Source organism: Streptomyces bottropensis ATCC 25435, assembly GCF_000383595.1.
In the GTDB taxonomy this organism is placed as follows: Bacteria; Actinomycetota; Actinomycetes; order Streptomycetales; family Streptomycetaceae; genus Streptomyces; species Streptomyces bottropensis.
In genome coordinates, this window is the sequence record NZ_KB911581.1 from 6,837,653 (window position 1) to 6,864,117 (window position 26,465).

A 26,465-nucleotide genomic window follows, 5' to 3' on the forward strand; every position below is an offset into this window, starting at 1 on the left:
CCCCGGTTCCGGCCGTGCGGCGGGCTTTTCGCTGTGCGGGTGCGCGCGCCGGACACGGGGTACGGTCTTACCGACAGGGAGTCGGGAACCTGTTGACTTAGGTGAGCCTAACCACAGAAAATGACGTCAGCTTCTCGTCTTCCCCACTTCGGCACCGGAGGCCTCCATGAACGCGTCGGTCGCATCGGACACGGCGTTCTCCACGCTCATCCGCACCGCCTCGCACGAGCAGCACACCGAGGCGGAGTCCACGACGTTCATGGGAGACATGCTGGGCGGCAAACTCGGCGTCGAGGCGTACGCGCGGTACACCGAGCAGCTGTGGTTCGTGTACGAGGCCCTGGAGAGCGCCGCGCCGGGGCTGGCCGGCGACCCGGTCGCCGGGCCGTTCGTCCAGCCCGAGCTGATGCGGCTGCCCGCGCTGGAGCGGGACCTGGAGCATCTGCGCGGCCCCGGCTGGCGCGCGACGCTCACGGCGCTGCCGGCGACCGAGGAGTACGCGGCGCGGGTCGCCGAGTGCGGGCGTTCGTGGGCCGGCGGGTATGTGGCCCACCACTACACGCGCTACCTCGGCGACCTCTCCGGCGGACAGATCATCCGGGACCGGGCCGAGAAGACCTGGGGCTTCGCCAGGAAGGGCGACGGAGTCCGGTTCTACGTCTTCGAGGAGATCACCAACCCGGCCGCGTTCAAGCGGGGGTACCGGCAGCTGCTGGACCGGGTGCGGGCCGACGACCTGGAGAAGCAGCGGATCGTGAGTGAGTGCAAGCGGGCGTTCGCGCTGAACACCGCGGTCTTTCTCGCTCTGGGCGAGGAGTTCCCCCTGAGCGCATAGGCGCCGTGCTCGCCGGGGCGGGGCGCTTCGGGGCCGCTGAGCTCGTGTGTCCGGTGCGGGTTCGTGGGGGCTGGTCGCGCAGTTCCCCGCGCCCCCGAGAAGTGCGCCCTCGCTTCCAAGGCGCTCTCACCTCTCCAGGAACACCCTGCCCCCGACCTCCACCCAGCCGTGCGGCTGCGGTGCCGTGAGGAGCTGGGAGCCCGCGCCCTGGGTGATGTTCAGGGCCCGGCCCAGCCGCGCGGTCAGCTGCAGGGCCGCCGCACCGGTGGCCTCGTCCTCGTCGATGCCGTCGTCGCGGCCGGGGAAGGCGCGGGCACGGACGCGTCCGGCCGCCTCGTCCTCCCAGGCCCAGGCGTAGATCCACTCGCCGGGCGGCGGTACGCGCAGGTCGTCGATCTCGGCGGCGGAGGCGTACTGGCGGAAGGTGCGGGGCGGGGCCCACTCCGGCAGGGCCTCGATCCAGCTGAACTCGCCGTCCAGCCGGGCGCCGACGACCCCGGCCGGGGTGACCAGTTCGGGCACGTCGAGGAGCCAGGCCGCGCCGACGCATGGGTATCCGGCGAAGGGCAGGCGCAGCGAGGGGGTGTAGATGTCGATCACCCCGCGCTCGGGGTCGTCCACGAACACGGTCTCGCTGAAGCCGAGTTTGGCGGCGAACTCCTGGCGGTCGGCGCGGTCGGGCATCACGGAGCCCTCGCGGACGACGCCCAGTTCGTTGCCGTATCCGCCGCGGGGTCCGCAGAACACCCGCAGCACGTCGAAGTCGGTCACTCCGGCATTGAAACATCAACCAGACCCCGTGTCGCACCAGGTCACCACACCGCCGGACGGCGACCGGGCGGCGCCGGCACCAGCCAGGGAGAGGACCAAGTGACCTTACCGGACAAGCCGGTTGGGCCGGAGAGGTCCGACGGGCCCGCGAGACCGGGCGGGGCACGGCCGGCCGCCCCGCACCCGCGGACCGACGATGTCCCGATCACGCCGAAACGCGGCGAAAGTCGACGCTTGGACGTGAAACCGCGTTCTTGACCGTGGAATGACTCTCTTGACCCGCTCTTGACCGGACTATGGGGGCTGTTTTGAGCCACCGTGATCCGCCCGTGCTCGTACGGCTCCGGAGAGAGGGTTTCACTGGGGGTACAGCAATGGGTGAGGTAAGCCTCAGATAACTTAGGCCCGCCTCACCTTCTCTGTGTGTCCTCTGTGTACTGCCTTGGAGCCGAAATGCGCCCCCTCAGACTGTCCGTCGTCACCGCCGCCACGACAGCGGCGGCCCTGACCGCTCTCACCGGCTGTACCGAGAAGAGCAGCGCGGGCGCGGACGGGGCCATCGCGGTGACCGCGACCGACACCACGTGCGAGGTGTCGAAGAAGGAGTTCCCGGCGGGCCACGTCGAGCTGGACATCGAGAACAAGGGCTCCAAGGTCACCGAGGTCTACCTCCTCTTCCCCGACGACCGCGTGGTCACCGAGCGCGAGAACATCGGCCCCGGCACCAAGCAGAAGGTCACCGCCGAGGTGAAGGCGGGCGACTACCGGATCGCCTGCAAGCCGGGCATGAAGGGCGACGGCATCCGGCAGGACGTCAAGGCCACCGGCGGCGGCAAGGTCGCCGCGCGCGATCCGCGGCTGGACAAGGCCGTCGCCTCCTACCGGAAGTACGCGCAGGCCCAGGCCGACGAGACGATCCCGTTGGTGAAGGTGTTCGCCGAGGCCGTCAAGGACGGCGACGTCGAGGCCGCGAAGAAGGCGTACGCGCCCTCCCGCATCGGCTGGGAGCGCACCGAGCCGGTCGCCGAGTCCTTCGGCGACATCGACCCGAAGGTCGATGTCCGCGAGGACGGGCTGGAGGAGGGCCAGGACCCGGAGAAGGACTGGACCGGCTGGCACCGCCTGGAGCGCTCGCTGTGGAAGGACGGCAAGCTCACCGCACGCGACTCCGAACTGGCCGACCAGCTGGTGACCGACCTGGAGGACTGGCAGAAGCGGGTCGGCAAGGCCGAGATCACCCCGACCTCCATGGCCAACGGCGCCAAGGAGCTCCTCGACGAGGTCGCCACCGGCAAGGTCACCGGCGAGGAGGAGCGCTACTCGCACACCGACCTCGTCGACTTCAAGGCCAACATCGAGGGCGCCGAGGAGTCGTACGCGCTGCTGAAGCCCGTCGCCACCGAGAACGCCCCGGAGCTGACGAAGGAACTCGACCAGCAGTTCGCGGCGCTGAACACGCTGCTCGACAAGTACCGCAAGGACAAGACGGGTTACGACTTCGTCTCCTACGACAAGGTCGGCAAGGCGGAGCAGAAGGAGCTGTCGGACGCGGTGAACGCGCTCGCCGAGCCCCTCTCGCAGCTCGCGGCAGCCGTGGTGAAGTGACGATGACCGCCGAGGACTCCCCCGAGCCCCGTCCCGCGTCCGAGAGCCCGCGTACTCCGTCGCGGCGTGCGCTGATCGGCTGGGGCGGTGCCGGGCTCGCGCTCGGTGCCGCCGCGGCCGGCGGCGCGGTCGCCGCGGCCCGTACCGGCGACGACGCGGCCCCCGCCGCCGGGGCTGCCGTCGCCTTCCACGGCGCCCACCAGGCCGGGATCGCCACGCCCGTGCAGGACCGCCTGCACTTCGCCGCGTTCGACGTGGAGACCGACGACCGCGACGCGTTCGTGGCCATGCTGAAGGACTGGACGGCCGCCGCGCGCCGGATGACCGCCGGGAAGGCGGTCGGCGACGGCGCGTACGGCGGTCTGGCTCAGGCCCCGCCGGACGACACCGGCGAGGCGCTGGGGCTGAAGCCGTCCCGGCTTACGCTGACCATCGGCTTCGGGCCCTCCCTGTTCGACAGGTTCGCACTGGCCGGGCGGCGGCCGGAGGCCCTCGTCGACCTGCCGCAGTTCGCCGGCGACAACCTGGACCGGGCGCGCAGCGGCGGCGACCTGTGCGTACAGGCCTGCGCCGACGACCCCCAGGTCGCGGTGCACGCCATCCGCAACCTCGCCCGCATCGGCTTCGGCAAGGTCTCGGTGCGCTGGTCCCAGCTCGGGTTCGGCAAGACCTCCTCGACCACGCCCGAGGCGCAGACCCCGCGCAACCTCATGGGATTCAAGGACGGCACCCGCAACATCGCGGGCACGGAGACGGACCGGCTGAAGAAGTTCGTCTGGGTGGGCGAGAAGGACGTCGACGCGAACTCGGCGTGGATGACCGGCGGTTCGTACCTCGTCGCCCGTCGCATCCGTATGCACATCGAGCCCTGGGACCGGACCTCGCTGCAGGAGCAGGAGGACATCTTCGGCCGCGACAAGGGCGAGGGCGCCCCGGTCGGCAAGGCGAAGGAGCGCGACGAGCCGTTCCTGAAGGCGATGCTGCCGGACGCGCACGTGCGGCTCGCGCACCCCGACTCCAACCACGGGGCCACGCTGCTGCGCCGCGGCTACTCCTTCACCGACGGCACGGACGGCCTCGGCCGCCTGGACGCGGGCCTGTTCTTCCTGGCCTACCAGCGCGATGTGCGCGAGGGCTTCATCCCGGTCCAGCGCAACCTGGCCACGGACGCGCTCAACGAGTACATCCAGCACGTGGGTTCGGCGATCTTCGCGGTACCGCCGGGCGTCCGCGACGCGGACGACTGGTGGGGCCGGGCGCTGTTCTCCTCATCGGCCACGAAGGGCTGACGCCGTGTTCGCGAACTATCTGATCGGTCTGCGGGAGGGCCTGGAGGCCAGTCTCGTCGTCTGCATCCTCATCGCCTATCTGGTGAAGACGGACCGCAGGGACGCGCTCCGGCCCATCTGGACAGGCATCGGCGTCGCCGTCGGACTCGCCCTCGCCTTCGGCTGCGTCCTCGAATTCGGCTCCCAGGAGCTGACGTTCAAGGCGCAGGAGGCGCTCGGCGGCTCCCTGTCGATCCTCGCGGTGGTCCTGGTGACCTGGATGGTCTTCTGGATGCGGCGCACCGCCCGCCACCTCAAGGCCGACCTGCACGGCAAGCTGGACGCGGCCCTGCAGATGGGCACCGGCGCGCTGGTGGCGACCGCGTTCCTCGCGGTGGGCCGGGAGGGCCTGGAGACCTCGCTGTTCGTGTGGACGTCGGTACGGGCGTCCGGCGACGGCACCGAGGGCCCCCTCGTCGGCGTCCTGCTGGGCCTGGCGACGGCGGTGGTGCTCGGCTGGCTGTTCTACCGGGGCGCGCTGCGCATCAACCTCGCCCGGTTCTTCACCTGGACCGGCGGCATGCTCGTCGTCGTGGCGGCCGGTGTCCTCGCGTACGGCTTCCACGACCTCCAGGAGGCCGATTTCCTGCCCGGCCTGACGGACAAGGCGTTCGACATCACCGGGGCGATTCCGCCGGACAGCTGGTACGGCACCCTCCTGAAGGGCGTCTTCAACTTCCAGCCCGACCCGACGGTCCTCCAAGTCACGGTCTGGCTCCTCTATCTGATCCCGACGCTCGCGCTGTTCCTCGCCCCGGTAGGGTTCGCCTCCGGGAAGGGGAAGGTGAAGATTCCTGATGAGCAGGGTTCTCGGGGTTCCGAGCCCACGAAGGCTTCGTGAGGTTCGTCCGGTGCGTACAGGCGGGCGGTTCCTCGGACTCCGCCGGTTCGGCGGGCGCGGTCCGGACACCGGAACGCGCCGGCACGACGGGCCTCTCGCGTACGGCCGTGGCGCGCTGCTGACCACGGCGGTGACCGCGCTGGCGTTGACGGCGAGCGGCTGCGTGGTGGTCCGCGGCGACCTGGAGGTCGTCCCCGCGGCGACGCCCGGGGAGGCGGCGCGGGCGCTGAAGGACTTCACCGCCGCGTACAACAGGGCGGACAAGGCGTACGACCAGTCCCAGGACGCCGCCCGGGTCACCGGCGCGCTCGCCGACATCGACGGCGGCAAGCTCCGCTCGGGCGCGAAGCTCAACCCCGGCGGCAACCCGAACCATGTGGCGCTGAAGCTGACGGACGTCACGTACACGATTCCGGAGAAGGCGGCCTGGCCGCGCTGGTTCGTGGCCGACGCGGCCGCCAACAAGGGCAACGCCTCGGACCGTTGGCTGTTCGTCTTCACCCGGGACGGGCTGACCGACCTGTGGGAGGTCTCCTTCCTCACGGTCGTCCCCCGCGCCGACCTGCCCCAGTTCAAGAAGGACGAGAACGGCCACGCCCAGGTGGTCACGCCGAACGACCCCGAACTCTCCGTCGCTCCCGCGCAGTTGCCCGACAAGTACGTCACGTATCTGAAGGAGGACAGCGCCCTCTTCGCGGACGGCCCGTACACCTCCGAGGAGCGCGCCGAGCGCCGGCGGAACGCGACGAAGCCGGGTCTCGCGCGGCAGTTCATCGACGAGGCCCTCACCAACGGCGACTACGCGCCGGTCGGCCTGCGCACCACGGACGGCGGGGCACTGGTCTTCTTCACCACCCGCCACTACCAGAAGCAGACCGCCGCGCAGGGCGTGAGCATCCCCGTCAGGGACCCGGCCGTCCGGGCGCTGATGACGGGCGAGCCCAAGCAGTCCCTGACCCTGGAGTTCGTGAACAACCAGGCGGTCCTCGATCCGGCGAAGACGAACTCGGACCAGCCGGTGAAGGTCCTGAGCCAGGTGGGCGGGCTCACGGGGGCCAAGGGCGAGTGACGCGCGGCCCGATGAGCCGGGGCGGGCGACCGCAGGGCCGGGCCGGGGTCAGTTCCGGGAGGGCCAGGCCGTGTTCGTGGGGTCCGGCTGCTCGCCCACATGGCGGGCGCAGGCGTCGGTGAGGATCTCCAGCAGGGTCAGCGGGTCCGGCAGCGGGTGCTCGGGGCCGCGCACCCAGTGCACGGCGAGGTCACCGGGCATTCGGGCCGGCGGTACGAGGACGTAGGAGCCGCGGCAGTGCCAGCGCAGCCCCGGGTGCTCGTCCATGGTCTCCGGGTGGCAGTCCAGCTCGCAGGGCCACCACTCGTCCTCGTCCTCGGGCGTGCCCCGGGTGTGGGTGAAGAACAGCAGGCGCCCCTCGCCCGACTCGGACTCGGACTCCGCGACGGGGCCCACCTCGATCCCGGCGGCGAGCAGCCGCTCCAGGGCCTCGGTCCCGGCGGCGAAGGGGACGTCCAGCACGTCGTGGACCATGCCGGTCGCGGTGATGAAGTTGGCCTCCGGCTGGTGCCGGGCCCAGCGCTCGATCTGGCCGCGGTCGGTGGTCGACTGCGTCTGCCAGGCGAAGGACACCGGGTGCCGGGCGGGGGTGGGACAGCCGACGCGGTCGCACGAACACCGGTAGCCCGAGGGATACGCGGCGGGCGCGAGCGGGAATCCGGCGGCGGCGGCGGCGAGCAGCAGTTCCTCACGCCCGGCCTCGTCGGCGGCCTCGTCGAGCGGGCGGCTGGTACGACGGGCGCGCAGCCACTCGGAGAACCTGCCCTGCCGACCGGTCCGGCCGCCGAACGTCGCGCTCATCTATCGCCTCGCCTCGCTGTGGTGCGGACAGCATCTCCCCATGGTCCCACCATCCTGCGCCGAGGGGGGCCGGAGCCCACGTCCGGGGTAGGTGGGGCGATGCCGGGGTGCGGACAGGGATGGTGGGCTATCAGGTGCTTTAGGAGGACATACGGCCCGGTCGCGGGTCCCTGGGCGGTCGCCCTTCGGTCGGATTGATCACACTCGGGCGGGGAGCCGGCCGGCGGGCAGGCGGTTGACCGGGGCGGCGGAGAGCCGACCGGCGTCAGCGCGGCACGAGGCCGTACAGGGCGTAGTCGACGAGCTTGTCCGTGTACGCGTAGGAGATGGGTCCCGTCCGCTGGAGCCAGCGCTGGGCCAGGGGCGCGACGAAGAGTTCGAGGGCGATACGCGGGTCGAGGTCGGACCTGACCTGGCCCGACTCCTGCGCGGCCGTCAACCGCCGGACGTAGAACTGGAGTTGGGGTTCGAGGAGTCGGGCCACGAACTCCTTCGAGAGGTTCTCGTCGACGACCCCGGCGGCGGCGAGGGCGCGGGAGGGGACGTCGAACTTCGGGTCCAGCAGTTCGTCCACGGTGGCCCGCAGGACGTACTTCAGGTCGGCCGCGAGGTCGCCGGTGTCCGGGATGGCGTACTCCTCGGGCTCCTGCCCCGGGGCCGCGACCTGCTCGGCTGCCTGCTCCTGCAGATCGAGGAACGCCTCCAGCAGCACCTCCGCCTTGGAGGACCACCACCGGTAGATCGTCTGCTTGCCGACGCCGGCGCGGGCCGCGATGCCCTCGATCGTCGTCTTCTGGTAGCCGACCTCGCCCACGAGGGCGAGGGCGGCGTCGTAGATGGCGCGGCGCGACTTCTCGCTGCGCCGGGTGGAGTCTGGGGCGGTCTTCTTGGCCATGGATCGAATCTAGCAGGTTGACAAGACGGTGCGTCTCGCCTCATGGTGGTGACCATGACGAGACGAACCGTTTCGTTCCATGTAGATGCAGATGCAGATGCAGTCGCACTCGCAGCGAGGAGACCGTCATGACCCGAGGTGGAGCAGGCAACATGCTGGGAGTCGGCGGTTCGCGCCGGAACCTCAGCCGCAAGGCCCTGCGCGGCGGCCCCGCGCACGGCCGCGTCGGCGGCGGCCACGACCCCCAGGCCCAGAAGCGGGAGCTGCTGCGCAAGCTCCAGGAGAAACAGCGGGAGGAAGGCCGGGAAGATCGCCAGGGAGGCCGACAGGAGGGATGAGGCCCGGCCGATCCGTCAGCCGGTCAGCTCCAGCACCCCCACCGTCTCGTCCCCGCTGGTCTCACCCGTCGTGCGGAAGCCGAGGCCGAGATAGAAGGCCTCGGGGCCGTCGGGGCCGGGATGCCAGGTGACGTAGAGCCGGCTGCCGCCCCGGCGGCGGATCTCGGCGGCCACGGACTCGACGGCGAAGCGGCCGTACCCGCGCCCCTGCTCCTCGGCGGCGATGTTCAGACGCCAGAGCCCGGAGCGGACATCGGTGCCCGAGCCGTCGCCCTTCCAGTCGATGTCGAGGAAGGCCATCAGAAAACCGACGACCCGGTCCCCGTCCCGGACGAGCCGGGGCCAGGCGACACCGGGGTGGACGTACGCCTCGGCCAGCGACTGCGCGACCGGCTCCACCAGGTGCTCCTGGTCGGGTCGGATGCGGACGGCGAACGCCTCCTTGAGGTTGGCGGGGGTGATGGGTTCCAGGCGTGGTGTCGTCGACATGATCGTTGATTCAGCCGGAAGGGGCGCGGAGCCGCAAGCGATTTACGGGGTGGGCGGGGGGCACGTCAGGCCGGGTCGGCGTCTGTGTCTGCGGCTGTGTCTGCGGCCGGGGGCCAGGCGTCGCCCCATCCCGTGTCGCGGGCCGCGCGGTAGAGGGGGCCGTGGCGCTTGGTGACGGTGGTCCGGGTGAGGGCGGGGCCGGCCTCGTCCGTCCCGGGCTCGCAGAGGTCCAGGAGGACCTGGCCCTTGCGGATCTGCGGCTTGCGGACGACCCGGGAGGGGGCCGGGGCCGGGGGAAAGCGGGTGGCGGCGACGTAGCTGAACTTCTCGTCCTCGTACGGCAGGGAGCCACCCTTGACCTGACGGTGCAGGGAGGAACGGCTGACGCGGGCGGCGAAGTGGCACCAGTCCTCGCCGGGCACGATGGGGCAGGCGGCGCTGTGCGGGCAGGGCGCGGCGATGTGGAAACCGGCGGCGACGAGACGGTCGCGGGCCTCGATGACGCGGGCGTACCCCTCGGGCGTGCCCGGTTCGATGATCACGACCGCCTCGGCGGCGGTCGCGGCGGCCCCCACCACGGCCGTGCGGTCGGCGGCGGTCAGCTCACCGAGGACGTAGGAGACCGTGACGAGATCGGTGCTCTCGATGGTGAGCGCCGCTCCGATACGAGAGCGCTGCCACTCGGCGGCCTTCAGTTCCGGGTTCGTCGCGGCGATCTCCCGGCCGAGCGCCAGCGCCGGCTCCGCCCAGTCGAGCACCGTCACCGGTCGCCCGCCCGCCCAGGTCGCGTTCACCGCCCAGGTCGCCGCGCCCGTACCCCCGCCGACGTCCACATGACTGCCGGGCACCCACCCGGGCACCGCCACCGCGAACGCCTCCAGCGCCGAGCACACCGCCTCGAACGTCGCCGGCATCCGGTACGCCGCGTACGCCACCACGTCCGACCGGTCCCTGAGCACCGGCGCGTCCGTCGGCGTCCGCCCCCGGTAGTTCGCGATCAGCCGCTCCACCGCCCGCGTGGCCGACTTGGGCGGGAGGCCGTCGAGAAGGCCGGCGAGGGCGCTGCGGAGGGTGTCGGCGGCGGAGGCGGGGGCGTTCACGTGGCGATTCTAAGGGCCTCGTCATGGGGCCTCGTCTCTCCGGGCCTCGTCTCTCCGGGGCCTCGTCTCCAGGGGGCCTCGTCTCCAGGGCCTCGGCCGCCTCCTCGGCGGCCGCGCCGGCTCACATCCCCCGCACCGCCCGCGCCACCCGGGTCCCCGCCGCCGCCCGCGCCGCGTTGACGGGCTCGCCGCGGCGGGGATGGACCGCGTTGGTGAGAAGGACGAGGAACGTGTCCGTCGCCGGGTCGAGGACCAGGGACGTGCCCGTGAACCCGGTGTGGCCGGCCGCGCCCCGGCCCGCCAACTCGCCCATGAACCAGGGCTGGTCGAGGGCGAAGCCGAGGCCCGGCGGAGTCAGCATCAGCTCGACGAAGTCGGGGCCCAGGATGCGCGCGGGGCCGTAGGAGCCGCCGGCCAGCAGGGTGCGGCAGAAGACGGCCAGGTCCCGGGCCGTCGAGAAGAGGCCCGCGTGGCCGGCCACACCGCCGAGGGACCAGGCGTTCTCGTCGTGGACCTGGCCGCGGACCATGCCCCGGTCCGCCTTCGCCCAGGGGCGGCGCTGGTCCTCCGTGGCCGCGGCGGCCGGGCAGGGGCCGAAGGTCGTCGACACCATGCCCAGCGGATGCGTGATGCCGTCGCGGATCAGGGCGTCGATGGTCCGGCCCGTCAGGCGCTCCAGGACGTGCTGGAGGAGCAGGAGGTTCAGGTCGGAGTAGCGGTGTTCCGTGCCGGGGGGCGCCGTCGGGGCCTCCGCGCGGAGCGTCGCCAGCCGGGCGGCCGGGGAGGGACAGTCGTACAGCGGGAGTTCGGGTCGCAGCCCGGAGGTGTGGGTGAGGAGGTGGCGGACGGTCAGACCGTGTTCGGCGGCGCCCGTGAAGTCCGGGAGGTACGCCCCCACCTTCGCGTCGATGCCGAGGGTGCCGCGCTCCAGCTGCTGCATCGCCGCCACGGCGGTGAACAGCTTGGTGAGGGAGGCCAGGTCGAAGGGGGTGCGCGGGGTGACCGGGACGCGGGAGTCCGGCGGGAGTTCCCGTCCCCGGTCGGCGTGTTCGTCGTAGGCCTCGTAGCGGAGCGCCCAGCCCGCCGCCTCCTCGACGGCGATGACGGGGCCGCGTCCGGCGAGGACCACGGCACCGGGAACCCGGGGGCGCTCCCCCTCCGTCAGCGCGCGCACGTCCCGTACGAGACGGCGCAGTTCCTCGGGGTCCAGTCCGGCCCGTTCCGGGGTGTCCGTGCGCAGTCTCGGCGCGCTCAGCTCTCCGCTCCCTCCACTTTCGTACGCCTGTTCCAAGGACGGCACAGTGTCACGAAGCAGGTCGCCGCCACCAGGGTCGCGGCCAGCTGGACCACGGCCATGGGCACGGCCGTGTCCTCGCCCGCGACGCCGACCAGGGGGGACGCTATCGCGCCGATCAGGAAGGACGAGGTACCCAGCAGCGCCGACGCCGAACCCGCCGCGTGGCGTACCCGCATCAGGGCGAGCGCCTGGGTGTTGGGGAGCGTGACGCCCATCGCGGACATCAGGACGAAGAGGGCCGCCGCGACGGGGACCAGGCCGACCTCGCCGAAGACGTCCAGGGACATCAGCAGCAGCGCGGTCGCCGACAGGGCGACGACCGTGAGGCCCACCGCGAACACCTTGTCCAGGCTCACCCGGCCCACCAGGATCTTGCCGTTGATCTGGCCGACGACGACGAGGCCGACGGAGTTGACGCCGAACAGCAGGCTGAACGTCTGCGGGGAGGCGCCGTAGATCTCCTGGATCACGAACGGCGAGGCGCTGATGTACGCGAAGAGAGCCGCGAAGGCGAAGCCGCCGGCGAGCGTGTAGCCCATGAAGACCCGGTCGGTGAGCAGGCCGCGCATGGCGCCCAGGGTCTCGCCGATGCCGCCGCCGTGGCGTTCGGCGGGGGCGAGCGTCTCGGGGAGCTTCGTCCAGACCACCGCGAGGAGCGCGACGCCGATGACCGTGAGCACGACGAAGACGCCCCGCCAGTCCGTGACGCGCAGGATCTGGCCGCCGATCAGCGGCGCGACGACCGGGGCCACCCCGGAGACCAGCATCAGGGTCGAGAAGAAGCGGGCCATCGCGTCGCCGTCGTACAGGTCGCGGACCACCGCTCGGGCGATCACGATCCCGGCCGAGCCGGCGAGGCCCTGCACCAGGCGCAGGGCGATGAGGGTCTCGATGGTGGGGGCGAGGGCGCAGAGGGCGGTGGCGACGATGTAGACGGCGAGACCGAGGAGCAGCGGGCGGCGGCGGCCGAAACGGTCGCTCATCGGGCCGATCAGGAGCTGGCCGAGCGCCATGCCGGCGAGGCAGGCGGTGAGGGTGAGCTGGACCGTGGTGGCGGGCGCGTGCAGGGAGTTGGTGACCTCCGGCAGGGCCGGGAGGTACATGTCCATCGCCAGGGGCGGCGTCGCGGTGAGGCCGCCGAGGATGAGGGTGACGAGGAGGCCGGTACGGCGCAGGGCGGTGGTCGCCCGCGCGGCCCCGGGGTCCGCCTTCGACGGCTGCGGCTGCGGCTGCGGCTGCGCGGACTGTGGCTGCGGCTGCGGCTGCGCGGACTGTGGCTGCGGCTGCGGCTGCGGCTGCGGCTGCGGCTGCGGCTGCGGCTGCGGCTGCGGCTGCGCGGACTGTGGCTTCGACGGCTGCGGTTTCGGCGGCCGGGGTGCCGCCGCCGCGGCGGGCCTGGGGTGCTCCCCCGCCGTCGTGGTCGGCTCGGCGGATGCCGAGCCCGGTATGTGCCCCTCGGGCATGTGCCCCTCCCTCTGTGTTCAGTCCGCCACCTATGCTCTCAGCTCGTACGACGTGGGCGGGGTCACACACCCGCCCCGGAGCCGAGGACAGCCGAGGACAGGGGTGGCGATGTCGAACGACGGACGTGTGCGGTGGGGGATCCTGGCGACCGGAGGGATCGCCGCGGCCTTCACGGCGGACCTCGTCGACCTGCCGGACGCCGAGGTCGTGGCGGTGGCCTCGCGGAGCGAGGCCTCGGCGAAGACCTTCGCGGAACGGTTCGGGATACCGAGGGCCTACGGCGACTGGCGCGCGCTCGCCGAGGACGCGGACGTGGACGTGGTGTACGTCGCCACTCCGCACGCGGCACACCGGGTCGCCGCCGGGATGTGTCTGGAGGCGGGGCGCAACGTCCTGTGCGAGAAGGCGTTCACGCTGAACACGGGCGAGGCGGAGGAACTGGTCGCGCTGGCCCGGGAGCGCGGGCGGTTCCTGATGGAGGCCATGTGGATGTACTGCAATCCGCTGGTGCGACGGCTCGCCGAGGTGGTGCGGGACGGCGCGATCGGTGACGTGCGGACCGTGCAGGCCGACTTCGGGATCTCCGGGCCGTTCCCGCCCTCGCACCGGCTGCGGGACCCGGCTCAGGGCGGGGGCGCGCTGCTCGACCTCGGGGTGTACCCGGTGTCCTTCGCGCAGCTGCTGCTCGGGGAGCCGTCGGACGTCACGGCGAGAGCGGTGCTCTCCGACGAGGGCGTCGATCTCCAGACCGGAGCAGTGCTCTCGTGGGAGAGCGGCGCCCTCGCTTCGGTGCACTGCTCCATCGTGGGCGGCACGGGCACGTCCGCGTCGGTGACCGGTTCCGAGGGCCGGATCGACATCCCGTCCGGGTTCTTCTTCCCGGAGCGGTTCGTGCTGCACCGGGACGGCCGCGAGGCGCAGGAATTCACCGCCGACCCGGCCGACGGCCCGCGCAACAGCCTCCGGCACGAGGCCATCGAGGTCATGCGGGCCCTGCGGGCCGGCGAGACCGAGTCCCCGCTCGTCCCCCTCGACGGCACCCTCGCCGTGATGCGCACGCTGGACGCGCTGCGGGAGCGGGTGGGGGTGCGCTATCCCGGCGAGGAGCGGCTGAACGAAGGTTCGTTCGCGTAGGGGGCCTGGGGTGCGGGCCGGGGGTGGAGACTGGCGAAAACGAAGGTTCGTTCGCGGCACCCCCGCCCCGCTCGCCTGCCCCGCCCCCGCCCCCTCCCTTCTCCGGCGAACACGGGCGCAAGCGGCATCTACACCGGCTGCAGCCCCGGCACCCCCGCCTCCACCGCGAAGGACGCGACCGTCGAGATGCCCGCCCCCGTCGTCGTCACGTACGGCACGGCCTTGAAGTCGGCGCGGGCGGACTCGCGGTCGAGGGTGACGGTGGTGTAGCCGCGGCGGCCGTTGTAGAACCGCATGTGGGGGTTGGCGGTCATGTAGGTGTCCCAGTTGGCGGGCTTGTCGGAGCCGTTGCCGCCGCTGCTGACGGACGAGGCGACGAGTTCCGTGCCGACGGTCCGGGACGAGCGGTCGTCGAAGTCGCGCTTGATGTCGAAGGCGTAGCCGACGTGGACGTCTCCCGTGAGGACCATGAGGTTCTCGATGCCGGCGGCCTCGGCGCCGGCGAGGAGGCGTTCGCGGGAGGCGGGATAGCCGTCCCAGGAGTCCATCGACACCTTGTAGACCTCGCCGACGGCGTTGCGGCGCTGCGAGAAGGTGACCTGCTGCGGGAGGACGTTCCAGACCGCGTCGGACCGGTCCCAGCCGTCCAGGAGCCAGCGCTCCTGCGTGGTGCCCGTCATCGTGCGCGCCGGATCGGCGGACTCCGGGCCGGGGATCTGCCAGCCGTCGCCCTGCGCCTGGTTGGAGCGGTACTGCCGGGTGTCGAGTATGTCGAACTGGGCGAGGCGGCCCCACCGGAGGCGCCGGTACAGCTTCATGTCGGGGCCGTCGGGGCGCTGGCGGCGGCGCAACGGCTGGTTCTCCCAGTACGCACGGTAGGCGGCGGCGCGGCGCAGCAGGAACTCCTCGGAGGGCTCGCCGCCGTCGGGGTTGTCGCCCGCGTAGTTGTTCTCGGTCTCGTGGTCGTCCCAGGTGACGACGAAGGGGTGGGCGGCGTGGGCGGCCCGCTGGTCGGGGTCGGTCTTGTGGAGGGCGTAGCGCAGGCGGTAGTCCTCCAGGGTGACCGTCTCGTGGTTGAAGACGTCGGGCAGGACGCGGTCGGTGTAGTTGCGGGCGCCGCCGACGGAGTTCACGGCGTACTCGTAGAGGTAGTCGCCGAGGTGGAGGACGACGTCGACGTCCTCGTCGGCGAGGTGCCGGTAGGCGGTGTAGTAGCCCTGGTCGTAGCGCTGGCAGGAGACGGCCGCGAAGGAGAGTTCGGTGGAGCCGGTCAGATGGGCGCGGCCGGGGGGGGCGGTGCGGGTGCGGCCGGTCTCGCTGATCCAGGTGCCGGTGCGGAAGCGGTAGTAGTAGACGCGGCCGGGGGCGAGGAACTCGACCTCGACATGGACGGTGTGGTGCAACTCGGGGTGGGCGGTGGCGGTGCCGCGTCTGACGACGCGTCGGAATCTGTCGTCGAGGGCCAGTTCCCATTCGACCCTGACGCGTTCGGCGGGCAGTCCGCCGTCGGGCTGGTAGGGGGCCGGGGCGAGCCGGGTCCACAGCAGTACGGAGTCGGCCAGCGGGTCGCCGGAGGCGACGCCGAGGGTGAAGGGGTCCTCGGTGATCCGGCGGGGGTCCAGCGTGGCGGCGGCCGCGGCGCCGGCCGCGGGAAGGTTGGTGGCGAAGGCGAGCGCGGCGGCGGCACCCGTGACGGTGAGGAAGCGGCGGCGGTCGAAGTGCCGGGCGGCGGCGCGCAGTTCGGGCGCATGGGACGAGCGGGGCTGTGTCGGCCCATGGGTGGGGAGTGGCATCTGGCCCTCTTCTTAAGGTAGTTGTGTTTCGTCAGTGGAGTGGCCAGGTTCGACGATCTTCTGTCACGTACACAACACCCAGATGGCGGACGAATGAGTTCCGTATGGCGGGCCCCACCTGCGCGGCCGAGCGCGGAGCCTCCCCTACGCTGCGAGCCCATGAAGGCTAAAGGAACCAAGATCGCGATCGTGACGGGCGCGGGCTCCGGAATCGGCCGTGCCGTGGCGGTGGAACTGCTGCGCGCCGGCTGGTCGGTGGCACTGGCGGGCCGCCGCGAGGAGAAGCTCGCCGAGACGGCGGCCGAAGCCGGGACCGGGACCGAAGCCGGGGCCGGCCCGACGGCGGACGCGGGCACCGGCACCGGCGCCCCGGCGGCGCTGTGCGTCCGTACGGACGTCTCACGGCCCGGCGACGTGGACGCGCTCCTCGCCGCCGTGCGCGACCGGTTCGGGCGGCTGGACCTGCTGTTCAACAACGCGGGCACGTTCGGTCCGGGCGGGGTCCCGGTGGAGGAGCTGGACTACGCGGCCTGGCGGCACGTCGTGGACACCAACCTCAACGGGGCGTTCCTGTGCGCGCAGGCGGCGTACCGGCAGATGAAGGAGCAGGACCCGCGGGGCGGCCGGATCATCAACAACGGCTCCATCTCCGCGCACACGCCCCGCCCGCACTCCGTGGCCTACACCGCGACCAAGCACGCGCTGACCGGCCTGACCAAGTCGCTCTCCCTGGACGGGCGGCCGTACGGCATCGCGGTCGGGCAGATCGACATCGGCAACGCGGCGACGGACATGACCGAACGCATGGCGAACGGTGTGCTCCAGGCCAACGGGCAGCTCCTGCCCGAGCCCGTGATGGACGTGACGGACGTGGCGCGGACGGTGCGGCACATGGCGGAGCTGCCGTTGGAGGCGAATGTGCAGTTCGCGACGGTGATGGCGACGACGATGCCGTACGTCGGACGGGGCTGAGGCGCGGACGGGCGGGCCCCGAACGCGGGCCGGGGGTCGGCGAGCCGCGCCCGTCGGCCTGCTCGACATTCGTCCAGGGCTCAACTTACACAAACGGAAGCTGTTCCTCCGGTCCATTGGGGCACGTGGCGGGCATATGCTCAGGGCTCGTCTCCACGAGAGCTTCACACTTGGAGGCGGTGGCTTCCATGGCCAACCCGAGGGGGGTGGTGGCAGCCGTTTCCAGCTCCGGAAGGGGGCGGACCTCGCGTGGGACCGCGAGGTAAGCACCGGAGCGGAACGGCTGCCCACCGACGTTTCCCTCAGGACAGGGCCACTCCCCCGCCGTGTGCGGCCCGTCGGCCGTCGTACGGGCCCTCCGCCGCCGTACGAGCCCTTCGCCGTCGTACGGGCGAGGCGGGGTTCAGCGCCCCAGGACCAGGTCGATCTCGGCCATCTGCTCCGCGGTGAGCGGTCCCTCGGCGAGGGCACCCGCGTTCTCCTCCGCCTGGGCGACCGAGCGGAACCCGGGGATGGGCACGGTCCGGGGGCTGCGGGCCCAGATCCAGGCGAGGGCGCCCTGCGCGAGCGTACGGCCCCCGCTGGTGAGGATCTCGCGCAACGCTTCGACCCGGCCCACCCACTGCGGGTCGGCGCCGCCGTCGGCGGTGAAGCCCGGCAGCCACTCGGGCGGGGTGCTGCGGATGTCGCCGGCCGCCAGCGTGCGCCCCGGGGTGTGCTTCCCGGTGAGCAGCCCCATGGCGAGGGGGCTGCGGTTGATGCTCGCCAGCCCGGACTCCTCGCACAGCGCGAGGAGTTCGGGCGCGTCCTGCAGGACGTTCAGCCGGTGCTGCACGGCCGCGCAGTGCGGCCCCTCGGCGAACACGGCGGCGCGGTCCGGGTCGTCGGTGCTCCACGCGTAGGCCCGGATCAGACCCTCGCGCACGAACTCCTCGCAGGTGTCGCGGAGTCGGGCCGCGCGCTCGGGGTCGGCGTCGGAGAGGTGGAGCTGGTAGAGGTCGACGTGGTCGGTGCCGAGGCGGTCCAGCGAGGCGGTGAGGGCGCGGCGGGCGTGAGCCGGGGTGTCGTCCTGGCCGGTGAGGGTGCGGGTGGCCGCGTCGAAGACGTTGCCCCACTTGGTGGCCACGACGACGTCCGCGCGGCGCTTGCCGAGGGCCCGGCCGAGGACGCGCTCGCTGTGCCCGGTGCCGTACGCGTCGGCCGTGTCGAAGAAGGTGACGCCGAGGTCGAGGGCGCGGTGGACCGCCCGTACGGACTCCTCGTCGTCCACCTTCCCCCAGCCGAGCGGCTGTCCGTCGGTGGCCTGCCACTCGCCGCCGATCGCCCAGCAGCCGAAGCCGAGGGCGCTGACCTGGATGCCGCTGCGGCCGAGGGTGCGGGTGTACGGGTCCGTGTGCGTGTTCGTCTCCATGACCACGGACGTTAGGAGTTGGAGCGCACACGAACGCAAGCCCCCGCTCCCCCGGCGCGGGTCCCGCGCTACGCCTGACCCGTCTCGAAGCGGCTGATGCGGCCGTCCTCCGACACCGTGAAGCGCCACGCGGTGCGCATCTCGCCCCACGTGTCGTTGCGGTAGTTGGCGACCAGGGCACGGCCGCCGGCGGACTCGCGCTGGACCTCCATGTGACCGTGGGAGGAGAAGATCTCCCGGTCGGTCCAGTCCGTGAGGTCGCGGTCGGAGCCGTCGTCCGACATGGTCGCGTCGTCCGTGAGGAGCGCGAAGAACGCGTGCTGGTCGTGGGCGTTCACCGCGGCGACGAAGGCCCGGACGGCCGGGTCGCTGAGTTTGGCGGGTGCGATCTTCATGGCGGCCAGCCTCACACCGCGGGCGGGGGCACGCCACCGGACGGCGCACGGCGGATCCGGTGCCACCCGAACGGGCGCGCGAGCGGGCCGGGCAGGTGTCATCGGTGCGACGGTGGATACGCGGGGGGACGTACGCACGTTCGCTTCGCACGTTCGCACTGTCGGGTTCTCCGCCGGTACCTCTGCTGTTCGGGAGTGGTCATGACCTCATTCGACCGACGTGATCTGGGACTGTTGCTGCTCCGGCTGGGCGCGGGCGGTGTGCTCGCCGCGCACGGCACGCAGAAGCTGTTCGGCTGGTTCGGCGGGCACGGCATCGAGGGGACCGGCGCGTTCATGGAGTCCGTCGGGTACGCGCCCGGCAAGGCGAGCGCCACCGCCGCCGGCCTGGCCGAGACGGGCGGCGGGGCGCTGCTCGCGCTGGGCCTCGCCACGCCCGCGGCCGGTGCGGCCGCGGCGGGTGCGATGGCCGGCGCGACCGCGATCCACACGCCCAACGGGTTCTTCAACGCCGAGGGCGGCTACGAGTACGCCGCGACCCTGGGCCTGGCCGCCGCCGGCCTCGCGATCACCGGCCCCGGCCGGCTCTCCCTCGACCACGCGCTGCGCCATGTCGTCGACCGGGGCTGGATGGTCCCGGTGGCGCTGGCCGGTACGGCCGCGGTCACGGCGGTGGTCGTGGGCATGCGCACCCAGCGGGTGCGCAAGGAGAAGGAGGGCGAGCAGGAGACCCTGTTCGAGGAGTGACCTTTCCGGGACGGGCCCTCGCTGTCAGCGGGGCGTGACAGGCTGCGCGCATGAGCGAGCAGCGGCACTCCCCCGACCCCTACGCGCCCGAAGCGCCCGACGGCCCCGACGACCTCTGGCGGTCCGTCTCCCGTCTGCACGCGTGGCTGGAGGCCGACCAGCCGCACGGCGGCCGGGAGGGCCTGCTGCTGCGGATGCTGAAGCTCCAGGAGGAGGTCGGCGAGGTCGCGCAGGCGGTCATCGGCGTGACGGGGCAGAACCCCCGCAAGGGCACCACCCACACCTGGCAGGACGTCCAGGCGGAACTGTGCGACGTGGTCGTCACCGCCCTGGTCGCCCTGCGCACCCTCACCCCGGACGCCCGCGCGGTCTTCGCGGCCCATCTGGCCGGGGTCACCGAACGTTCGCTGGGTTCCGGCCGTGGCTGACAGCGCGTTCTGGATCGCCGCGCTCACCGCCGGCACCGCCGTCCTCGCGAGCTGGGTGACGAGCAGGGGGACCGCGCGGGCGGCGCGCATCCAGGCGGACACCACGGCGGGCGCGCAGCGGGTGGAGCGGCTGCGGCAGGCACGGCGGACGGCCTACGCGGAGTTCATCGAGCAGGCGCAGCGGCTGAGCGATGTGCACTGGAAGGTGTCCGAGGTGGTCCGGGGCGCCGGGGGCGGGGATGCGCGGGACGGGCTCGGACCGGAGCGGGTCGAGGAGCTGCGGCGGCTGCGCGAGCGGCAGCGGGACGAGTACGCCACGCTGCGCAACCTCACCTGGGTCGTCTCGCTGGAGGGGCCCGACGAGGTCGCCGAACTCGCCAACAAGGTCCGGCGGACCACGAATCCGTTCCACAAGGCGATCGAGGCGATGATCGAGGGCGACACCGGGGCCGTCGCCCGCTTCGACTCCTGCTACGCGCCGTTCTGGGACGCGCTGAAGGAGTTCATCCAGGCCTCCCGCGACATCCTGCACACCATGTGATGGCGTACCAGTCGGGGCTGGTGCGGGTGCTGCCGCCGGAGTAGTGCGCCGGGCGCCCCGGAAAGACGCCTGCGCGCCGCCCCTCAGGGGCGGCGCGCAGCTGCTTGCGTCGGACGGCCGGGCCCGTACCCGGGAGCCGGGCTGTACCCGGCCCTGTACCCGGCCCGTATCCGGCCTACTGCTTGTAGAAGGTCGCGTCCTGCCGGTCGAGGGTCGTGCTGACCGGCTGGGTGTAGAGCAGGTTGTTGAAGTGCCGGATGTACCGGCCGGGGAAGTTGTACGACTCGTACGAGACGCCGGCCGCGGTGTCGGCGAGACCGGCCCGCTCGTTGAACGAGGCGTCGGCGTCGAACAGGGCGGTGCCGTCGTCCTTCTCCACCCACACCTCGTTGTTCTTGTGGCGGAGGTAGTAGCCGGGGAAGTTCGCCGACTCCAGCGAGACCGTGCCGCTGCCCGTCAGACCGGTGACGATCCGGAACTGCGAGTCGGCCAGGTTGGTGACGTTCGCCTCCAGCTTGCCGCGGTACTCCCAGTGCCGGATGTACTTGTCCGGGAAGTTGAACGAGGAGAGCCGGACCGGGGTCGTGCCGTCGGCGACGGGGATGCCGAAGTTGGGCGTGCCGTCGGCGTTCCAGTACAGCTTCTGGTAGCGGGTGCGACGGTTGGGATCGTTGAGCGGGTCGCCGCTGATGTCCTTGTAGTTGCGGTCGTGGTAGACGAGGATGTCGGACTTTCCGTCCTCGGACGTGGTGAAGGTGTTGTGGCCGGGGCCGTACTGGCCGGTGGCGGCGTTGCTCTTGAAGACCGGGGTGGGGGTCTTGACCCAGGAGGCCGGGTTCATCAGGTCGGCCGAGTCGGAGGCGGTCAGCAGGCCGAGGCAGTAGTTGGCGTCGGTGGCGGCGGCGGAGAAGGTCATGAAGACCTTGCCGCCCCGCTGGATGACCGCCGGGCCCTCGTTGACGGTGTGGCCGACCTTCTCCCAGGCGTTGGTGGGCCGGGAGATCATGGCCGGACTACCTTGGATCGTCCAGGGGTTGGACATCTTCGCCAGGTAGATGTTGGTGCCGTCGCCGACCGCCGGGTCGTTCTGCGCCCAGCTCAGGTAGCGGGTGCCGCCCACCGTGAAGGTCGTCGCGTCGAGCGAGAAGGTGTCGAGCGGCAGGGAGATGCGCCCCTTCTCCGTCCAGGTGCCGGTGATCGGGTTGGCGGCGCTGGTCTCCAGGACGTACGGGCGGATCTTCCAGATGTCGTTGGAGGAGCCGGCCGTGAAGTAGATGTACCACTTGCCGTCGATGAAGTGGATCTCCGGGGCCCAGATGTGGGCGCCCATCTCACCGCTGGCGTGCTTGGTCCAGATGGTGGTCTCCGCGGCCGTGGCGAGGCCCTGGAGGGTGGTGGCCCGGCGCATGACGATCTTGTCGTACGCGGGGACGGTGGCCGTGAAGTAGTAGTAGCCGTCGGTGTGCTTGAAGATGTGCGGGTCGGCCCGCTGCTCGGCTATCGGGTTGGTGAAGGTGACGGCCGGGGACGCCGGGGCGGCTGCCTGGGCGGGGGTGGTCATGGTGGTGCACACGACGAGCGCGGCCGCCGCGGCCACGACGGCCCGCCTGGTGAGGTGTCTCATGTTCTGTCTGGGCCTTTCGGGATCAGGCGGTGGTGGGGACGAGGCGCCACTGCTGGCAGTTGTTGTTCAGCCAGGACCACTGGCGTACGTCGGTGCCGTTGGCGGTGCCGCAGTCGGCGACGTCCATGACCTTGCCGGTGGCGGCGTTGACGATCCGGACGTAGTCGTTGCCGAGGTAGACCATGCGGAACTTCTGGCAGGTGTTGTTCAGCCAGGACCACTGCCGGATGTCGGTGCCGTCGGCGCTCGCGCAGTCGGTGACGTCGGCGACCTTGCCGGTGGCGACGTTCACGAGGCGGCTGGTGTCGTCGGCGCGGTCGTCGATCCGCCACTTCTGGTTGGCCCCGCCGTTGCAGGTCCACTGGGCGATGTCGGTGCCGTCGGCCGTACCCCCGCCGGTGACGTCCAGGCACTTGCCGCTGTTGCGGTTGACGATGGTGTACGCGGTCGGCGTCGTCGCGCTCTCGCCGGAGGGCCCGGCGATGGTCGCGCCGAGGGCGACCGGGGTGCCGAAGTTCGGGGTGCCGTCCGCGTTCCAGGTGAACTTCTGGGCGCGGGTCGTACGGCCGTTGTCGCAGCCGTCGCCCGCCGCGTCGTTGGCGTGGTAGACGATCCAGTTCTCGGTGCCGTCGGGCGAGGTGAAGAACCCGTTGTGGCCGGGCGCGTACACGCCGCCCGCGTCATTGCGCTGGAAGACCGGGGTCTGCTTCTTCGTCCAGGAGGAGGCGAGCAGCGGGTCGGAGCCGGTCAGCTCCAGCTGGCCGAGCTTGTAGTCGGGGCCCCAGCAGGCACTCGCGGAGTAGACGAGGAAGGTGCGCCCGTTGCGGTAGAGCGGCTCGGGCCCCTCGTTCACCTCACCGCTCTGCGTCTCCCAGCTCAGGGTCGGGCTGGAGATGACGGTGAAGGTGGAGGAGGCGAGGGTGTAGGGGTTGCTGAGCGGCGCGATGACGAGGCTCTGCTTGCTGCCGCCGGCCGACCCGCTGCCGAGCAGGTACAGCTTGCCGTCGTGCTTGAGCACGCTAGCGTCGATCAGCCAGCCGCCCGGGTTCAGGTTGGATCCGGCGAGCTGGTTCTTGAAGGTGTACGGCCCCATGGGGTCGGACCCGGCGCTCTCCAGCACGTACGTGCGCTGGTCGTCACAGCAGGCGGAGTTGCGCGGCCCGGCGGAGTAGTACAGGTACCACTTGCCGTCGAAGAAGTGGATCTCCGGGGCCCACATGTTCCAGTTGCGGGTGCTTGTGCTGTCCGACCACACCTGCACACTGGGCGCGGTGCTCAGCCCGGCCAGCGTGGGCGACTTCCGCATGGTCAGCTCACCGGTGAACGAGGTCGTCACCAGGTAGTAGTTGCCGTTGTAGTACTCCAGCCACGGGTCGGCGCCCTTCTGTGACTTGACCGGGTTGGTGTACGGCTTGCCGTCGGCCGCGGCGGCGGGGGACACCGGCTGGACGGCCAGGAGGGACGCGAGGAGGGCCAGCAGCGCGACGGCCAGCGACGGCCAGTGCCGGGGTGACCACCGCGGGGTACGCACGCGAGCGGGGGTGGGAAACACGACAAGTCCCTTCCGGGAGCGGCTCGAAACGACACTGTCCGAAATGACGAACACTGTGCGTAACTTCGGCCAGAAGGTAAAGGTGAGACGGGAGGGACGTCAATGGATGCGACAGGTTCCGTCGCCGCCGGTGCCCGCGCGAGGTCGCACCGCGATGCCCGCCCGAGGTCGAGCCGGTGGTGCCCGTGCGAGGTCCCCGGGGGTTTCCGAGGCGCTTCGCGCCGGGCGTGCGAGGCACACAGGCCGCCCGTGCGTCGTGCACGGTCCGGCCTGTGCGCACCTCACGCGGCGCCGGTGACAGACGAACGATGTCCGTGCTCCCCCGCTCTGTCATGGTGGGAGAGGAAAGCCAGGGCAACCGCTCAGGAGGGCACCTGCCCCGGGAGGCTCCCGTGGACAAGCGGTACGAGGTCTACTGCCTCACCCACCCGCACTTCTACGACGCCCCGTCCTCGCACGGGGGGACACACGGCCGGTTCCGGCAGACGCGGGCCCCGCTCCCGGGAGCGTGGCAGCGCGAGAAGGTGGGCGAGTGGCTGGCCTTGCGTCCCGTCGGCGTACAACTCCCCCCGCAGGGCTGGAAGATCCACGTCTCGGCCTGCCTGGACAACGCCCAGAGCATCCTGGACGAGGTGTGGGACTACTGCGTACCGCGCCGCATCGCGTTCAAGTTCCTGCCCGGCCTGGAGACCCTGTTCCTGGCCAACGCCAAGTACGCGCACCGCGGTTCCAGTGGGAAGTTCGTGACCGTGTACCCGACGGACGAGGCCGAGTGCGAGCGCGTCCTCACCGAACTGGGCGACATCCTCGACGGCCGCCCGGGACCGTACATACTCAGCGATCTGCGCTGGCGCGACGGCCCGCTCCACGTCAGGTACGGCGCCTTCGCGGACCGCTACTGCGTGTCGGCCGACGGGGTGGTGGAGCAGGCGGTGACGGACCCCTCGGGACGCCTGGTGCCCGACGTGCGCGGCCCCGTCTTCCGGCTGCCGGAGTGGGTGGAGCTGCCCGGCTTCCTCGAACCCCACCTCGCCGCGAGCCGCCGGACCACCGTCGCCGACCTGCCCTACCGCATCGACAGGGCACTGCACTTCTCCAACGGCGGCGGGCTGTACGCCGGGGTGGACAGGCGTAACGAGGACCGTGTCGTGCTCAAGGAGGCCAGGCCGCACGCGGGACTGACCCCGGACGGCGCGGACGCCGTCACCCGGCTGCGGCGTGAGCGGGAGGCCCTGGAACGGCTGCGCGGACTGGCCTGCGTGCCCGCGCTCCGCGACCACTTCGAACTGGGCGGTCACCACTTCGTCGTCGAGGACCTCATCGAGGGAAAGCCCCTGCACCAGCTGATCGTCGAGCGCAGCCCGCTCGCCGCGCTGGACCCGGACCCGGCCGCCTTCGCCGAGTACACCACCTGGGCGCTGGACGTGTTCGGGCGGGTGCGGGACGCCGTCGCGGCGGTCCATGAGCGGGGCATCGTCATCGGTGACGTGCACACCTTCAACGTCATGGTCCGGCCCGACGACACGGTGGTCCTGATCGACTTCGAGGGCGCGTCGGACGTCGCACACGCCCGGCACCAGGTCCTCGCGGCCCCCGGCTTCCACGCCCCGCGCACCGCCACCGGCTTCGACATCGACCGCTACGCGCTGGCCTGCCTGGAGATCTGTCTGTTCCTGCCGCTGACCGGACTGATCGAGCTGGACCGCGGCAAGGCGGGCCAGCTGGCCAGGGAGGCCGGCCGGTTGTTCCCGCTCCCCGACCGCCTCCTCGACGAGGCCGTGCGCACGATCAGCGGCGACGGTGGGACGGACGCCGGGACGCGGCCCGCGAGCATCGGCGGGACCGACGCCGACCCCCGTCTCGAACCCGACCACGCCGGCTGGCTGCGCGCTCGCGAGTCGATCACGTCCGCGATCCTCGCCTCCGCCACGCCCGAACGCGACGACCGGCTCTTCCCGGGCGACATCGAGCAGTTCACCGCGCCCGGCGGCGGCCTCGGCCTGGCCCACGGCGCGGCCGGGGTGCTGTACGCGCTGGACGTGACGGGAGCCGGACGCCACGTCGACCACGAGGAGTGGCTGATCCGGCACGCGCTCCAGCCACCGCCCGGCAGCCGCCTCGGCCTCTACGACGGCCTGCTCGGCGTCGCCTTCGTCCTGGACCGCCTCGGCCACCCCGAGGAAGCCGTCAAGATCGTCGACATGTGCCTCGGCGAACGCTGGCAGAACCTGGCCCTCGACCTCAAGGGCGGACTGTCCGGCCTGGGCCTCGGCCTGCTGCGTTTCGCGGTCGCCACCGGCGACGCCGCCTTCCGCGACGCCGCCCGGCGCGTGGCGGCGGCCGTCGCCGACCGGCTGGGACCCGCCGACGCGGTACCGCAGACCAGCGGCGGCGACCACCCGCGAGCAGGGCTGATGTACGGCTCGTCCGGGCCCGCGCTGCTGTTCCTGCGCCTGCACGAACACGACGGCGACCCGGCTCATCTGGACCTCGCCGCGACCGCCCTGCGCCAGGACCTGCGCCGCTGCGTGGTCCGCGAGGAAGGCTCGATGGAGGTGAACGAGGGGTACCGCACCATGCCCTATCTCGCCGACGGCAGCGTCGGCATCGGCATGGTCCTCGAAGACTTCCTGACCCGGCGCGCGGACGACGAGTTCGCGACCGCCGCCGACGCGATCCGCGAGGCCTCCCGGGCGTCGTTCTACGTCGAACCCGGGCTCTTCGACGGCGTCGCCGGGATGATCCTCCACCGCAGTCGCGCCCACCCGCCCGGCACAGCCGCCGCGCGGGACCCCGTGGTCGCGGCCCACATCCGCCGGCTGGCCCGCCACGCCTGCGTACTCGACGGCCGACTCGCCTTCCCGGGCGAGCAGTTGATGCGGCTGTCCATGGACCTGGCCACCGGCGGCGCGGGCGTCGTACTCGCCCTGGGCGCCGCGTGCCACTCCGCCCCCACCGGACTGCCCTTCCTGACACCGGGCCTGTCCGCGCTCGACATCACCGTCCCCCACGACGTTCGAGAAAGGAGGTGAACA

At 71.9% G+C, this 26,465-nt stretch carries 24 protein-coding genes; 12 read left to right on the forward strand and 12 right to left on the reverse strand.

From position 1 onward, the window contains the following. The first annotated feature begins 166 nt into the window (after window positions 1–166). Window positions 167–835: a biliverdin-producing heme oxygenase gene (locus STRBO_RS0130455; protein WP_005478514.1), complete on the forward strand. Its 669-nt coding sequence runs from the start codon at window positions 167–169 to the stop codon at window positions 833–835. A gap of 126 nt (window positions 836–961) precedes the next feature. On the opposite strand, the gene STRBO_RS0130460 is transcribed toward STRBO_RS0130455, so the two are convergent. Continuing rightward, the gene (locus tag STRBO_RS0130460; RefSeq protein WP_005478516.1) at window positions 962–1,606 is read right to left on the reverse strand and encodes a PhzF family phenazine biosynthesis protein; all 645 of its coding nucleotides are present in this window, start codon (window positions 1,604–1,606) and stop codon (window positions 962–964) included. Between the two features lie 453 nt (window positions 1,607–2,059). Between STRBO_RS0130460 and efeO the strand changes: the two genes are divergently transcribed. Genes efeO through STRBO_RS0130480 form a run of 4 tightly spaced genes read left to right on the forward strand, consistent with a single transcriptional unit; the run spans window position 2,060 to window position 6,449 of the window. Then, entirely contained in the window at window positions 2,060–3,211 is a 1,152-nt protein-coding gene (gene efeO / locus STRBO_RS0130465; protein WP_005478517.1) for an iron uptake system protein EfeO, read from the forward strand. Window positions 3,212–3,213: 2 nt separating this feature from the next. After that, window positions 3,214–4,500: an iron uptake transporter deferrochelatase/peroxidase subunit gene (gene efeB, locus STRBO_RS0130470; RefSeq protein ID WP_020115306.1), complete on the forward strand. Its 1,287-nt coding sequence runs from the start codon at window positions 3,214–3,216 to the stop codon at window positions 4,498–4,500. Between the two features lie 4 nt (window positions 4,501–4,504). Next, window positions 4,505–5,380 (forward strand): iron uptake transporter permease EfeU, encoded by an 876-nt coding sequence (gene efeU / locus STRBO_RS0130475; protein WP_005478519.1) that lies wholly within the window; start codon window positions 4,505–4,507, stop codon window positions 5,378–5,380. Beyond that, a complete protein-coding gene (locus STRBO_RS0130480; protein ID WP_005478521.1) occupies window positions 5,337–6,449 on the forward strand; it encodes an SCO2278 family lipoprotein in 1,113 nt (370 codons plus the stop codon). The genes efeU and STRBO_RS0130480 overlap by 44 nt, the downstream gene beginning before the upstream one ends. Before the next feature lie 48 nt (window positions 6,450–6,497). Here the strand turns inward: STRBO_RS0130480 and STRBO_RS0130485 are convergent, their stop codons facing one another. Together STRBO_RS0130485 and STRBO_RS0130490 are read right to left on the reverse strand one after the other, a co-directional pair. Continuing rightward, window positions 6,498–7,250 carry a bifunctional DNA primase/polymerase gene (locus STRBO_RS0130485; protein ID WP_005478522.1) on the reverse strand — a complete coding sequence of 251 codons (753 nt, stop codon included), beginning with the start codon at window positions 7,248–7,250 and terminating at the stop codon, window positions 6,498–6,500. Between the two features lie 265 nt (window positions 7,251–7,515). Further along, on the reverse strand, window positions 7,516–8,145 hold the full coding sequence (locus STRBO_RS0130490; RefSeq protein ID WP_005478524.1) for a TetR/AcrR family transcriptional regulator: 630 nt from the start codon (window positions 8,143–8,145) through the stop codon (window positions 7,516–7,518). A gap of 128 nt (window positions 8,146–8,273) precedes the next feature. Here STRBO_RS0130490 and STRBO_RS0130495 point away from each other — a divergent pair, with 128 nt between their 5' ends. Continuing rightward, window positions 8,274–8,483, forward strand: a complete 210-nt coding sequence (locus STRBO_RS0130495; protein WP_202498798.1) for a DUF6243 family protein — start codon at window positions 8,274–8,276, stop codon at window positions 8,481–8,483. 15 nt (window positions 8,484–8,498) lie between these two features. Here the strand turns inward: STRBO_RS0130495 and STRBO_RS0130500 are convergent, their stop codons facing one another. The 4 genes from STRBO_RS0130500 to STRBO_RS0130515 form a co-directional block, all read right to left on the reverse strand. Then, complete coding sequence (locus tag STRBO_RS0130500; RefSeq protein ID WP_005478527.1) at window positions 8,499–8,972, reverse strand: GNAT family N-acetyltransferase; 474 nt, start codon at window positions 8,970–8,972, stop codon at window positions 8,499–8,501. A gap of 65 nt (window positions 8,973–9,037) precedes the next feature. Then, on the reverse strand, window positions 9,038–10,072 hold the full coding sequence (locus tag STRBO_RS0130505; RefSeq protein ID WP_005478528.1) for a small ribosomal subunit Rsm22 family protein: 1,035 nt from the start codon (window positions 10,070–10,072) through the stop codon (window positions 9,038–9,040). A gap of 121 nt (window positions 10,073–10,193) precedes the next feature. Next, window positions 10,194–11,372 (reverse strand): serine hydrolase domain-containing protein, encoded by a 1,179-nt coding sequence (locus STRBO_RS0130510; protein WP_209442959.1) that lies wholly within the window; start codon window positions 11,370–11,372, stop codon window positions 10,194–10,196. After that, entirely contained in the window at window positions 11,324–12,832 is a 1,509-nt protein-coding gene (locus STRBO_RS0130515; protein ID WP_020115309.1) for a multidrug effflux MFS transporter, read from the reverse strand. The genes STRBO_RS0130510 and STRBO_RS0130515 overlap by 49 nt, the downstream gene beginning before the upstream one ends. A gap of 109 nt (window positions 12,833–12,941) precedes the next feature. Between STRBO_RS0130515 and STRBO_RS0130520 the strand changes: the two genes are divergently transcribed. After that, entirely contained in the window at window positions 12,942–13,967 is a 1,026-nt protein-coding gene (locus STRBO_RS0130520; RefSeq protein WP_020115310.1) for a Gfo/Idh/MocA family protein, read from the forward strand. Window positions 13,968–14,095: 128 nt separating this feature from the next. Here the strand turns inward: STRBO_RS0130520 and STRBO_RS0130525 are convergent, their stop codons facing one another. Further along, window positions 14,096–15,760, reverse strand: coding sequence for an alkaline phosphatase D family protein (locus STRBO_RS0130525; RefSeq protein ID WP_005478532.1), 1,665 nt, complete (start codon window positions 15,758–15,760; stop codon window positions 14,096–14,098). 159 nt (window positions 15,761–15,919) lie between these two features. Between STRBO_RS0130525 and STRBO_RS0130530 the strand changes: the two genes are divergently transcribed. Continuing rightward, a complete protein-coding gene (locus STRBO_RS0130530) occupies window positions 15,920–16,732 on the forward strand; it encodes an SDR family oxidoreductase (RefSeq protein ID WP_005478533.1) in 813 nt (270 codons plus the stop codon). Between the two features lie 403 nt (window positions 16,733–17,135). Here the strand turns inward: STRBO_RS0130530 and STRBO_RS0130535 are convergent, their stop codons facing one another. Together STRBO_RS0130535 and STRBO_RS0130540 are read right to left on the reverse strand one after the other, a co-directional pair. Further along, window positions 17,136–18,143: an aldo/keto reductase gene (locus STRBO_RS0130535; RefSeq protein ID WP_020115312.1), complete on the reverse strand. Its 1,008-nt coding sequence runs from the start codon at window positions 18,141–18,143 to the stop codon at window positions 17,136–17,138. A 68-nt stretch (window positions 18,144–18,211) separates the two neighbouring features. Then, window positions 18,212–18,538 (reverse strand): nuclear transport factor 2-like protein, encoded by a 327-nt coding sequence (locus STRBO_RS0130540; protein ID WP_020115313.1) that lies wholly within the window; start codon window positions 18,536–18,538, stop codon window positions 18,212–18,214. Window positions 18,539–18,739: 201 nt separating this feature from the next. Here STRBO_RS0130540 and STRBO_RS0130545 point away from each other — a divergent pair, with 201 nt between their 5' ends. From STRBO_RS0130545 to STRBO_RS0130555, 3 genes are read left to right on the forward strand one after another with little or no spacing between them, the layout of a single operon-like run. Continuing rightward, window positions 18,740–19,285: a DoxX family membrane protein gene (locus tag STRBO_RS0130545; RefSeq protein ID WP_020115314.1), complete on the forward strand. Its 546-nt coding sequence runs from the start codon at window positions 18,740–18,742 to the stop codon at window positions 19,283–19,285. Window positions 19,286–19,335: 50 nt separating this feature from the next. Then, window positions 19,336–19,713, forward strand: coding sequence for a MazG-like family protein (locus STRBO_RS0130550; RefSeq protein ID WP_005478538.1), 378 nt, complete (start codon window positions 19,336–19,338; stop codon window positions 19,711–19,713). Further along, window positions 19,706–20,254: a hypothetical protein gene (locus tag STRBO_RS0130555; RefSeq protein WP_005478540.1), complete on the forward strand. Its 549-nt coding sequence runs from the start codon at window positions 19,706–19,708 to the stop codon at window positions 20,252–20,254. The genes STRBO_RS0130550 and STRBO_RS0130555 overlap by 8 nt, the downstream gene beginning before the upstream one ends. Window positions 20,255–20,429: 175 nt before the next feature. On the opposite strand, the gene STRBO_RS0130560 is transcribed toward STRBO_RS0130555, so the two are convergent. Both STRBO_RS0130560 and STRBO_RS0130565 read right to left on the reverse strand, forming a co-directional pair. Next, the gene (locus STRBO_RS0130560; RefSeq protein WP_005478541.1) at window positions 20,430–21,878 is read right to left on the reverse strand and encodes a family 43 glycosylhydrolase; all 1,449 of its coding nucleotides are present in this window, start codon (window positions 21,876–21,878) and stop codon (window positions 20,430–20,432) included. Window positions 21,879–21,900: 22 nt separating this feature from the next. Beyond that, entirely contained in the window at window positions 21,901–23,409 is a 1,509-nt protein-coding gene (locus STRBO_RS0130565; RefSeq protein WP_005478543.1) for a family 43 glycosylhydrolase, read from the reverse strand. Between the two features lie 413 nt (window positions 23,410–23,822). Between STRBO_RS0130565 and lanKC the strand changes: the two genes are divergently transcribed. Then, window positions 23,823–26,462 (forward strand): class III lanthionine synthetase LanKC, encoded by a 2,640-nt coding sequence (gene lanKC, locus STRBO_RS0130570; protein ID WP_005478545.1) that lies wholly within the window; start codon window positions 23,823–23,825, stop codon window positions 26,460–26,462. Window positions 26,463–26,465 lie beyond the last annotated feature (3 nt).

Coding starts and splice junctions, on each gene's coding strand:
- STRBO_RS0130545 (WP_020115314.1), top strand. CDS start 18,740: ATGACCTCATTCGACCGACGTGATCTGGGACTGTTGCTGCTCCGGCTG.
- STRBO_RS0130500 (WP_005478527.1), bottom strand. CDS start 8,972: ATGTCGACGACACCACGCCTGGAACCCATCACCCCCGCCAACCTCAAG.
- efeB (WP_020115306.1), top strand. CDS start 3,214: ATGACCGCCGAGGACTCCCCCGAGCCCCGTCCCGCGTCCGAGAGCCCG.
- STRBO_RS0130490 (WP_005478524.1), bottom strand. CDS start 8,145: ATGGCCAAGAAGACCGCCCCAGACTCCACCCGGCGCAGCGAGAAGTCG.
- STRBO_RS0130520 (WP_020115310.1), top strand. CDS start 12,942: ATGTCGAACGACGGACGTGTGCGGTGGGGGATCCTGGCGACCGGAGGG.
- STRBO_RS0130560 (WP_005478541.1), bottom strand. CDS start 21,878: ATGAGACACCTCACCAGGCGGGCCGTCGTGGCCGCGGCGGCCGCGCTC.
- STRBO_RS0130495 (WP_202498798.1), top strand. CDS start 8,274: ATGACCCGAGGTGGAGCAGGCAACATGCTGGGAGTCGGCGGTTCGCGC.
- STRBO_RS0130525 (WP_005478532.1), bottom strand. CDS start 15,760: ATGCCACTCCCCACCCATGGGCCGACACAGCCCCGCTCGTCCCATGCG.
- STRBO_RS0130455 (WP_005478514.1), top strand. CDS start 167: ATGAACGCGTCGGTCGCATCGGACACGGCGTTCTCCACGCTCATCCGC.
- STRBO_RS0130540 (WP_020115313.1), bottom strand. CDS start 18,538: ATGAAGATCGCACCCGCCAAACTCAGCGACCCGGCCGTCCGGGCCTTC.
- STRBO_RS0130485 (WP_005478522.1), bottom strand. CDS start 7,250: ATGAGCGCGACGTTCGGCGGCCGGACCGGTCGGCAGGGCAGGTTCTCC.
- STRBO_RS0130480 (WP_005478521.1), top strand. CDS start 5,337: ATGAGCAGGGTTCTCGGGGTTCCGAGCCCACGAAGGCTTCGTGAGGTT.
- STRBO_RS0130530 (WP_005478533.1), top strand. CDS start 15,920: ATGAAGGCTAAAGGAACCAAGATCGCGATCGTGACGGGCGCGGGCTCC.
- STRBO_RS0130515 (WP_020115309.1), bottom strand. CDS start 12,832: ATGCCCGAGGGGCACATACCGGGCTCGGCATCCGCCGAGCCGACCACG.
- STRBO_RS0130550 (WP_005478538.1), top strand. CDS start 19,336: ATGAGCGAGCAGCGGCACTCCCCCGACCCCTACGCGCCCGAAGCGCCC.
- efeO (WP_005478517.1), top strand. CDS start 2,060: ATGCGCCCCCTCAGACTGTCCGTCGTCACCGCCGCCACGACAGCGGCG.
- STRBO_RS0130535 (WP_020115312.1), bottom strand. CDS start 18,143: ATGGAGACGAACACGCACACGGACCCGTACACCCGCACCCTCGGCCGC.